The sequence below is a fragment of the Cellulomonas endophytica genome, from assembly GCF_004123805.1.
Taxonomy (GTDB): Bacteria; Actinomycetota; Actinomycetes; order Actinomycetales; family Cellulomonadaceae; genus Cellulomonas; species Cellulomonas endophytica.
In genome coordinates, this window is the sequence record NZ_RWJX01000025.1 from 47,784 (window position 1) to 56,019 (window position 8,236).

General features: G+C 76.3%; 9 protein-coding genes. 7 read left to right on the forward strand and 2 right to left on the reverse strand.

Features of this window, described 5'->3' with window-relative positions; all coding sequences use genetic code 11:
• Nucleotides 1-123 precede the first annotated feature (123 nt).
• The 6 genes from EJA20_RS09570 (at nucleotide 124) to EJA20_RS18680 (ending at nucleotide 5,306) form a co-directional block, all read left to right on the forward strand.
• Entirely contained in the window at nucleotides 124-528 is a 405-nt protein-coding gene (locus tag EJA20_RS09570; RefSeq protein WP_129337923.1) for a GntR family transcriptional regulator, read from the forward strand.
• Complete coding sequence (locus EJA20_RS09575) at nucleotides 525-1,460, forward strand: ATP-binding cassette domain-containing protein (RefSeq protein ID WP_129337924.1); 936 nt, start codon at nucleotides 525-527, stop codon at nucleotides 1,458-1,460. Before EJA20_RS09570 ends, EJA20_RS09575 begins: the two co-directional genes overlap by 4 nt.
• Nucleotides 1,457-2,203 carry a hypothetical protein gene (locus EJA20_RS09580; RefSeq protein WP_129337925.1) on the forward strand — a complete coding sequence of 249 codons (747 nt, stop codon included), beginning with the start codon at nucleotides 1,457-1,459 and terminating at the stop codon, nucleotides 2,201-2,203. Before EJA20_RS09575 ends, EJA20_RS09580 begins: the two co-directional genes overlap by 4 nt.
• Nucleotides 2,204-2,322: 119 nt before the next feature.
• Entirely contained in the window at nucleotides 2,323-2,880 is a 558-nt protein-coding gene (locus EJA20_RS09585) for a DUF4190 domain-containing protein (protein ID WP_129337926.1), read from the forward strand.
• A gap of 410 nt (nucleotides 2,881-3,290) precedes the next feature.
• Nucleotides 3,291-4,253, forward strand: a complete 963-nt coding sequence (locus tag EJA20_RS09590; RefSeq protein ID WP_129337927.1) for a TPM domain-containing protein — start codon at nucleotides 3,291-3,293, stop codon at nucleotides 4,251-4,253.
• A gap of 297 nt (nucleotides 4,254-4,550) precedes the next feature.
• Complete coding sequence (locus tag EJA20_RS18680; protein WP_164983913.1) at nucleotides 4,551-5,306, forward strand: hypothetical protein; 756 nt, start codon at nucleotides 4,551-4,553, stop codon at nucleotides 5,304-5,306.
• 124 nt (nucleotides 5,307-5,430) lie between these two features.
• On the opposite strand, the gene EJA20_RS09600 is transcribed toward EJA20_RS18680, so the two are convergent.
• Complete coding sequence (locus EJA20_RS09600; protein ID WP_205687436.1) at nucleotides 5,431-6,306, reverse strand: DUF72 domain-containing protein; 876 nt, start codon at nucleotides 6,304-6,306, stop codon at nucleotides 5,431-5,433.
• A gap of 51 nt (nucleotides 6,307-6,357) precedes the next feature.
• Complete coding sequence (locus tag EJA20_RS09605) at nucleotides 6,358-6,948, reverse strand: TetR/AcrR family transcriptional regulator (RefSeq protein WP_240675299.1); 591 nt, start codon at nucleotides 6,946-6,948, stop codon at nucleotides 6,358-6,360.
• 194 nt (nucleotides 6,949-7,142) lie between these two features.
• On the opposite strand from EJA20_RS09605, the gene EJA20_RS09610 reads away from it, so the two are divergent.
• On the forward strand, nucleotides 7,143-7,979 hold the full coding sequence (locus tag EJA20_RS09610) for an alpha/beta fold hydrolase (RefSeq protein ID WP_129337928.1): 837 nt from the start codon (nucleotides 7,143-7,145) through the stop codon (nucleotides 7,977-7,979).
• The last annotated feature ends 257 nt before the right edge of the window (nucleotides 7,980-8,236 follow it).

The following is an 8,236-nucleotide window of genomic DNA, read 5'->3' on the forward strand; positions in this document are numbered from 1 at the left end:
CGGGGCGCCCCGCCGCGCGCCCCGCGCGGACACCTCCGCCGCCGGCTCCCCGCCGACCCTTGACGCCGACCCGGTCCGGTGGTTCATTAGTGGAGTAATGAACCAACGAGGGAGGGAGGCGGCGTGATCGACGAGGGCCGCCCGATCTTCGCGCAGATCGCCGAGCGCATCGCCGGCGACGTCCTCGACGGCACGCTGCCCGAGGAGGGCCAGGTCCCGTCGACCACCGAGCTGTCGGCGTTCTACCGGATCAACCCCGCCACGGTCGCGAAGGGCATGGCCGAGCTCGTGGCCCAGGGGGTCCTGTACAAGAGGAGGGGGATCGGGATGTTCGTGTCCACGGGGGCGCGGGCGCGGCTGCAGGAGCAGCGGCGCGCCGCGTTCGTCGACGAGTACGTCGCGCCGCTCGTGCGGGAGGCGCACCGCCTCGGGCTCGGGCCCGACGACCTCGCCCGCCTGCTGGCGGAGGTGTCCGGGGCGGGTGCGGCCGCCGGCGGCCCGGGCCGTGCCGCGGGCGGTGCCCGGTGACCGGCGCCGCGGACGGGACGGCAGCGTCCGGTCCCGCGATCGTCGCCCACGGCGTCGGCCGCACCTACGGCTCCACGACCGTGCTCGAGGACGTCGACCTGACGTTCGAGGAGGGGCGGGTCCACGGGCTCCTCGGCCGCAACGGCGCGGGCAAGACCACGCTCCTGCGGCTGCTCACGGGCCTGGACCGACCGAGCACCGGCCGGGTCCGGGTGCTCGGCGGGGACCCCTTCGAGAACGAGGGCCTGGCCGGCCGGGTGTGCTTCGTCAAGGAGTCCGTCGTCTACCCGGAGACCTTCCGGGTCCGTCACGCCCTGCGGGCCGCGGCGCTGGTGTTCCCCCGCTGGGACGCCGACCGTGCCGCGGAGCTCCTCGACGCCTTCGCGCTGCCGACCGACCGCACGGTGAAGAAGCTGTCGCGCGGCATGACGTCGGCGCTGGGGGTCGTCATCGGGCTCGCGTCCCGGGCGGAGGTCACCCTCTTCGACGAGCCCTACCTCGGTCTCGACGCGACGGCCCGCCAGCTCTTCTACGACGCCCTCCTGGAGGAGATCGGCGAGCTGCCGCGCACGGTCGTGCTCTCGACCCACCTCATCGACGAGGTCGACCACCTCCTCGAGCGCGTCGTGGTGCTCGACCACGGCCGGGTCCTGCTCGACGCGGAGGCCGACGAGGTGCGGGGCTCCGCCCTCGAGGTGGTCGGCGCCTCCGGGGCGGTCGACGCCTTCGTCGCCGACCGCCGCCTGCTCCGCCGCGAGGCGCTCGGCCCCCTGGCCCGTGCCACCGTGGCCGCCCGGCTCACCGCCGACGAGCGACGACGTGCCGAGGGCCTGGGTCTCGACCTCTCGCCCGTGCCGCTCCAGCAGGTCGTCGTCTCCCTCACCGGGGCGAGGTCGGCCGACGTCCGCACCCTCGAGGAGGTCCCGTCATGAGCACCACGGTCCTCGGCGGCCCCCGCGCCGCCGCCGCGCCCGTCCCGCGCCCCGCCCGCTCCCGCGTGCTGACCGTCGTGCGGGTGCAGGCGATGGACGCCGTCAACGTCCTGCTGCTGCCCTGGCTCGTGCTGGCCTCCGCGTTCGCGGTCAACCTCGCCATCTGGCTCCTCGTCGACGCGCCGGACGCGCGCGCCACGGGCGGCCTGGCCAGCCTCTACGGGTACGGGATGGCGATGGTGGCGGTCGTCGTCTCCCGCGGCTTCCCCTACCTCCTCGGCCTCGGCGTGACCCGCCGGGCGGTCGTCCTCGGCACGGGGCTGCTCCTGCTCGCGCACGCGGCGGCGTGCGCCCTGGTGCTCACGGCGCTCTGGTGGGCGGAGGACGTCACGGACGGCTGGGGCCTGCAGGCCCGCTTCTTCCGGGTCGTCTGGCTGACGGACGTGGCGGCGTGGCAGCTGCCGGTCGTCTACCTCCTGCCCTTCGTGTTCACCAGCGGGATCATGGGCCTGTACGCGGCCGTCTACCTGCGCTGGCGCGCCGTCGGCGCCTGGGTGCTCAGCGTCGCGATCGCCGCCGCGCTGGTCGTGGGGGTCGCGGTGCTCGCCCGGACCGACGGCTGGGGGGCGTTCGGGTCCTGGGTCCTGGGCCTCGGGCCGGTCGGGTCGACGGCCGTGCTGGCCGCCGCCGGGCTCGTCTGCGGCGTCGGCGCCTGGCTCGTGCTGCGGCGGGCGCCCGCCTGACGGGTCGCGACGCGCCGGTGCCGGTGACAGGCTCGTCCCCGCCGCACCGGCACGTCGCCGTCCCCCCGGGACACGGCGGCCCGCGGCGCGACCGACGTCCCCGACCGGCAGGAGCCACCGTGAGCCACGACAACACCGGATCGACGCCCCCGCCGCCGCCCGGCCGCTCGGGCGGCGAGCCCTGGTCGGTGCAGCCCGGCGAGCCCGCCCCGACGGGCGGCCCGTCCTACGCCTCCGGACCGCCCCCGGGCGGGTCCTACGGGTCGTCGCCCGCCTACGGGTCCTCCCCCGCGTACGGCGCCGCCGGCGGCTACGGGCAGCCGCCGGCCCCCCGGAGCAACGGCATGGCGATCGCCGCGCTCGTCGTCGGCATCATCGCGATCCTGGGGTGCCTCATCCCGTTCGTGAACATCGTCTCGCTCGTCCTCGGGATCGTGGCGATCATCCTCGGCGCCGTGGCCGTCCGCCGCAGCGCCCTGGCCGGGGGCCGCGGGCTCGGGCTCGCCGGCATCGTGCTCGGCGTCCTGTCCGTCATCGTCTCGGCGGTCGTGCTGGGCCTGACCGTGGCCGCCCTGGGTGAGGTCGACCAGCAGGAGCTCGACCAGATCATGGAGCAGCTCGAGACGCCGCAGCCCGAGGGTGCCGGCCTGCTGCCCGACGGGCCTCCCACCCGCTGACGCCCACCGCCGCGAGCACGACGACGCCCGCCGGCCACGGCGCCCCGGTCCCCACCGGCTTCCCGGCCGGCGGGCGTCCGCGCGTCGTCCTCGGCGGCGGCGCCGGACGCATCGGCGGGTTCCTGCGGCACGCCGACACCGGGACGCGCGTCCGGCGCGCGGACGTCGACCGCACCGTCCGTGCTCCCGAGGCCGCCCGGAGGACGGTCCCGACGTCGCCCACGGCACCTCGGCGGACAGGCCCGCCCGGGGACCTCGGCACCGCCCGCGCCCTCGGGTACGCGCCGCCGGCCTCCGCCACAGGACGGGGCCGCGGATCCGTCGCCGGACGGAGGCGTCCGCCCCCGGCGCCTGCCAGGCTCGGAGCAGGGTCGGGGCGCGACGCCCCGCCGGACCACGAGGGGGACGCCGTGCGCACGACGGGGGCGGTCGCGGGGCCCGGGGGTGCGGGACGGGCAGGGCGGTCGGGGCGTGCCGTCCCGACGGGGACGTCGGGACACGGCGCCCGCCGGGGAGGCGCCGCGCTGGCGCTCGCCGGGGCGCTGCTCGCGGTGGGCGCGTGCTCGGCCGACGCCGCCACGGGCGTCCCCGAGCGCCCCGCCGGCAACGTCCTCGACGCGGCGGAGGTGCTCTCGCCCGACGAGGAGCGGGCGCTCGACGACGTCATCACCGCGAGCAACCGCGCCGCCGACGACGCCCGGGTCGCCGTCCTCACGGTGGGCGCCCCCGACGGCGACCTGGAGGAGTGGTCCCGCGAGGTCGCCACCGCGTGGGGCGTCGGCGACGCCGGGGCCGACAACGGGGTGCTCGTCGTCGTGGCCACGGACGACCGGGAGCTGCGCGTCGAGGTCGCCGACGGCGTCCGCCAGCGCCTCACCGACGCCGAGGCCGCGTACGTCGTCGACGAGGTGCTGACCCCGCCGCTGTCCGACGAGCGCTACGCCGAGGGCCTCACGGCCGCGGTCGAGGAGATCTACGCGCTGGCGGCGACCGAGGGCTCCACCGTGCAGGACGAGCCGACGAACTGGCTCGCGGTCGGGGGCTGGGCCGCCGGCATCGGGCTCGTGCTCGGCGGGCTCCTGTCGTGGGTCCTCGTCGACCGCCGCTCCCGCCGCCGGCTCGCGGACACCGAGCTGCACGCCGCGGAGTCCCAGCCCGGCTTCGGCCTCACCGACGAGCAGCGCGAGGCCTACCGCCGCTACCGCTACCACCACCGCAAGGGCGACGCGGTCTCCGACCCCCGGGCGTGGCTGCCCCTCTACGTGGCGAACCCCGCCCTGTACTCGGGGGCGTCCGGCTCCTCCTCGTCGGGCGGCTCGTCGTTCGGGGGCGGCGGCGGCTTCAGCGGCGGCGGGGCCTCGGGCGGGTACTGAGCGCCCCGGGCCTGGCGTCCGCACGGACCACCGCCCCCGCGGTCCGGAGCACCGGCGGGCGCGCGAGGTGCCCCGACGGATGCGCGGAGGCACGCGACGCGTGTACGGAAGGGCGCGGAGGGTGTCGGGAGGAGCCCCCGGGAACGTGCGGGGTGGACGTAGGGGTGGCGTGCGGGGGTGACCCCGATGCCCCGACCCCGTCCCCCGGGCCAGCCTGAGGGCCGTGCGGTCGTCGCACCCCGTCCCCTCCCGGCCCGCCACCACCGTGGCGGACCCGTCCCGTAGGAGCACCACGCCATGAGCACCGCCCCGCAGCACGCCCCCGTCCCCCCGGCCCCCGGCACCGCCGCCGGCCACGCGGCCGGCCCCGCCACCCCCGCCTACGCCACCGCCGCCCCGGGGTACGCGCCGACCGGCGCCGGTGCCGCGCCGGTCTGGGCGGGACCCGTCGGCCCCGGCCTCGGCGCCCCCGCCCCGCGCCGCAGCGGCTTGGCGGTCGCCGCGCTCGTCCTCGGCCTGCTGGCCCTGCTCGGGTGCCTCGTCCCCGTGCTCAACGTCGGCTCCGTGGGCCTGGGCCTCGCGGCGCTCGTCGTCGGGGTCCTCGCGATCCGCCGCCTCGTGCCCGGCGTGACGGGCAAGGGCATGGCGGTCGCCGGGATCGTCACCGGCGTCGTCGGGGCGCTCGTCGCCGCCGCGATGTGGATCGCCCTCGTCGCGCTCGGCAGCGCCGTCGAGGACGGCGCGCTCGAGGACCTCTCCGTCGACCTGGGCACGAGCCTGGCCGCCTCGTCGTACGACTGCGGGAGCCTGGGGACGGAGGCCGTCTCCGTGTCGGAGCAGGTCGCCGTCGACCAGCCGCTGCTGCTGTCCGTCACCGACGCCGTCGTGGTGGAGGACCACCGCTCCGACTTCGTGACGCCGACGGAGGGCGAGACGCTCGTCCTCGCGTGCAGCGGCACCGCGAGCTGGAGCGACGGCAGCGAGTCCGGCGTGACCACGGAGCTCACCGTCGACGCCGAGGGCGAGCTCTTCGTCGCCTACCAGCAGCAGTGACCCGCGGCGGCCTCGCGGCGCCCCCGGGGTGACCCGCGGTCAGCCCGCGGTCACCCCGCAGGGCCCCGCCCCGCCCCCCGGCCCCGGCCCCGGACGCCACCCGCGTCCGGGGCCGGCCCGCGGGTCACGGCGCCGCAGGGCCCACCCCGAGCCGGGCGGCGAGCGACATCGCGTCGAACGGCGCCCGCACCTTCACGTCGTTGTCGAAGTACACGTGGACGTCCCGCGGCCGGTCCGGCGCGAGGGCGGCGACCCGCGGCCCGTCCGGGGGCGGCAGCCCCTGCGACCACGCCCGCACCTTCGCCGCCCACCGGTCCAGGCTCGCGTCGTCGTAGCCGGAGACGTAGAGCTCCTCGTCGCCGTGCAGCCTCACGTACACGACGTCGGAGGTGAGGTCCTCCAGGTGCGGCCAGCGTCCCGCGGTGTCCGCGACGACGAGCCCGACGTCGTGGGCCCGCAGCAGCTCGACGAACGCGGGCACCGCGAACGTGCGGTGGCGCACCTCCAGGACGTGCCGCAGCGGCCGGTCGGCGTCCGTGACCGTCAGCGCCCGGCCCTCGAGCCGCTCGTCGTGATGCTCGGCCAGCGCGGCCGCCGCAGCCGTGCTGCGGGGCAGCAGCCCGAAGAAGGCCGCGAGCCGGTCGGCGTCGAACCCGAGCGTCGGCGGCAGCTGCCACAGCACGGGCCCCAGCCGGTCCCTTAGCGCGAGCACGCCCGAGGCGAAGAAGTTCGCCAGCGGCGTCGCGACGTCGGCGAGCTTCTTCATGTGCGTGATGAAGCGGGGGCCCTTCACGGCGAACACGAATCCGTCGGGCGTCTGCTCGCGCCAGAGCCGGAAGCTCTCCGGCCGCTGCAACGAGTAGAAGGACCCGTTGAGCTCGATGGACCCGAGGCGGCTCGCGGCGTGCTCCAGCTCACGGCGCTGCGGCAGCCCGCGCGGGTAGAAGGCGCCGCGCCAGGGCGCGTAGCGCCAGCCCGAGATCCCGACGTGCACGGCCACCCGCCCACCCTGGCGCCTCGGCCCGCCCGTCGCGCGCCGGGAGGACCGCCCTCAGCCCCCGGCCGGCACGGCGGCGGCGATGAGCACCTCCGCGGCGCGCCGCGCCTGGCGTGCGACGTCCGGCCGGCCGGAGATGGCCGCGGTGGTCTGCGCCCCCTCCGCGAGCAGGACGAGCGCCGGTGCCAGGTCGTCGTCGGCGCCGGCCTCCGCGGCGAGCCGCGACACGTACCGCTCGAAGGTGTCCTTGTGGGCACGCGCCGCCTCCGCCACCGCGGGCGACGACGCCCCGAGCTCGCCGAAGGCGTTGATGAAGCCGCAGCCCCGGAACGTCTCGTCGGTGAACCAGAGGTCGAGGAAGTCGTAGACGGCGAGCAGCCGGGCTCGCGGCTCGACGAGCCCGGCAGCCGCGGCCGCCAGCCCCTCCTCCCAGACCCGGTGGCGCTCCTGCAGGACCGCGACGACGAGCGCCTCCTTGCCGGGGAACTCCGCGTACAGCCGCTTGAGGGAGACGCCGGCGGCGGCGCGCACCTCGTCCATCGGCACGGCCTGGATCCCGCGACCGTAGAAGAGCGCGTCCGCGGCGGCCACGATGCGTGCCCGCACGTCGTCCTGCGTCCCGCCCGTCGTCGTCGTCGTCCCCACCGCGCCACCTCGTCCCGTCGCGCTCCCGGCGTCCGTCGTCGCCCGTTCACGCCCTCGTCGACCAACCACCCGTCGTCGCCCGTTCACGCCCTCGTCGACCAACCACCCCTTGCGGACGAGAACGCTCGTTCTCTAGGGTAGCCGACACAGACGGAGAACGATCGTTCTCCGCAGTCTCGACCCGGAGGCGCACCATGGGACGCATCACCGTCGGCACGGAGAACTCGGTCGACATCGAGCTGCACTACGAGGACAAGGGCACGGGCCGCCCGGTCGTCCTCATCCACGGCTACCCGCTCGACGGCAACTCGTGGGAGGGCCAGACGGCCGCGCTGCTGGAGGCCGGCTACCGCGTCATCACCTACGACCGCCGCGGCTTCGGCCAGAGCAGCCAGCCGTCCGTCGGCTACGACTACGACACGTTCGCCGCGGACCTGAACACCGTGCTGGAGACGCTCGACCTGCAGGACGTGGTGCTCGTCGGCTTCTCCATGGGGACGGGCGAGGTCGCCCGCTACGTGTCGACGTACGGCTCCGCCCGCGTCGGCAAGGTCGCGTTCCTCGCGTCCCTGGAGCCCTTCCTCGAGATCACGGACGACAACCCGGACGGCGCCGCGCCGCGCGCCTTCTTCGAGGACATCGCCGCCACGGTGAAGAAGGACCGCTACGCCTACTTCACCGAGTTCTACAAGAACTTCTACAACCTCGACGAGAACCTGGGCACGCGCATCAGCGAGGAGCAGGTCCGCCACGCGTGGGACGTGGCCGCCGGCTCCGGCTCGGTGGCCTCGGCCGCCGCGCCGCTGACCTGGCCGACGGACTTCCGCGCCGACATCCCGAAGATCGACGTCCCGGCGCTCATCCTCCACGGCACCGCCGACAACGTCCTGCCGATCGACGCCACGGGCCGGCGCTTCCACGCGCTGCTCCCGGCGGCCGAGTACGTCGAGGTCGACGGTGCGCCGCACGGCCTCCTGACGACGCACACGGCCGAGGTCAACGAGGCGCTGCTGGCGTTCCTCGCCCGCTGAGCCACCACCACCGACCCACGACCGGGGCACGGCGCCCCGGACCACGCCGGCCGTCCCCGCCCCCCACGGCGGTGGGCGGCCGGCGTCGTCGCATACGGCGGCGAGAAGGTGTGACGTCGCGGTCCACCCACCGTCCAGGGCGGGATCAGTACAGCCGAGGGCCGACGACATCGGAAGACGCGGACATCGACGCGGCCGCGGAACGACGAAAGGCCACCCCATCGCTGGGGTGGCCTTTCGTGAAGAGTGTCCGGCGG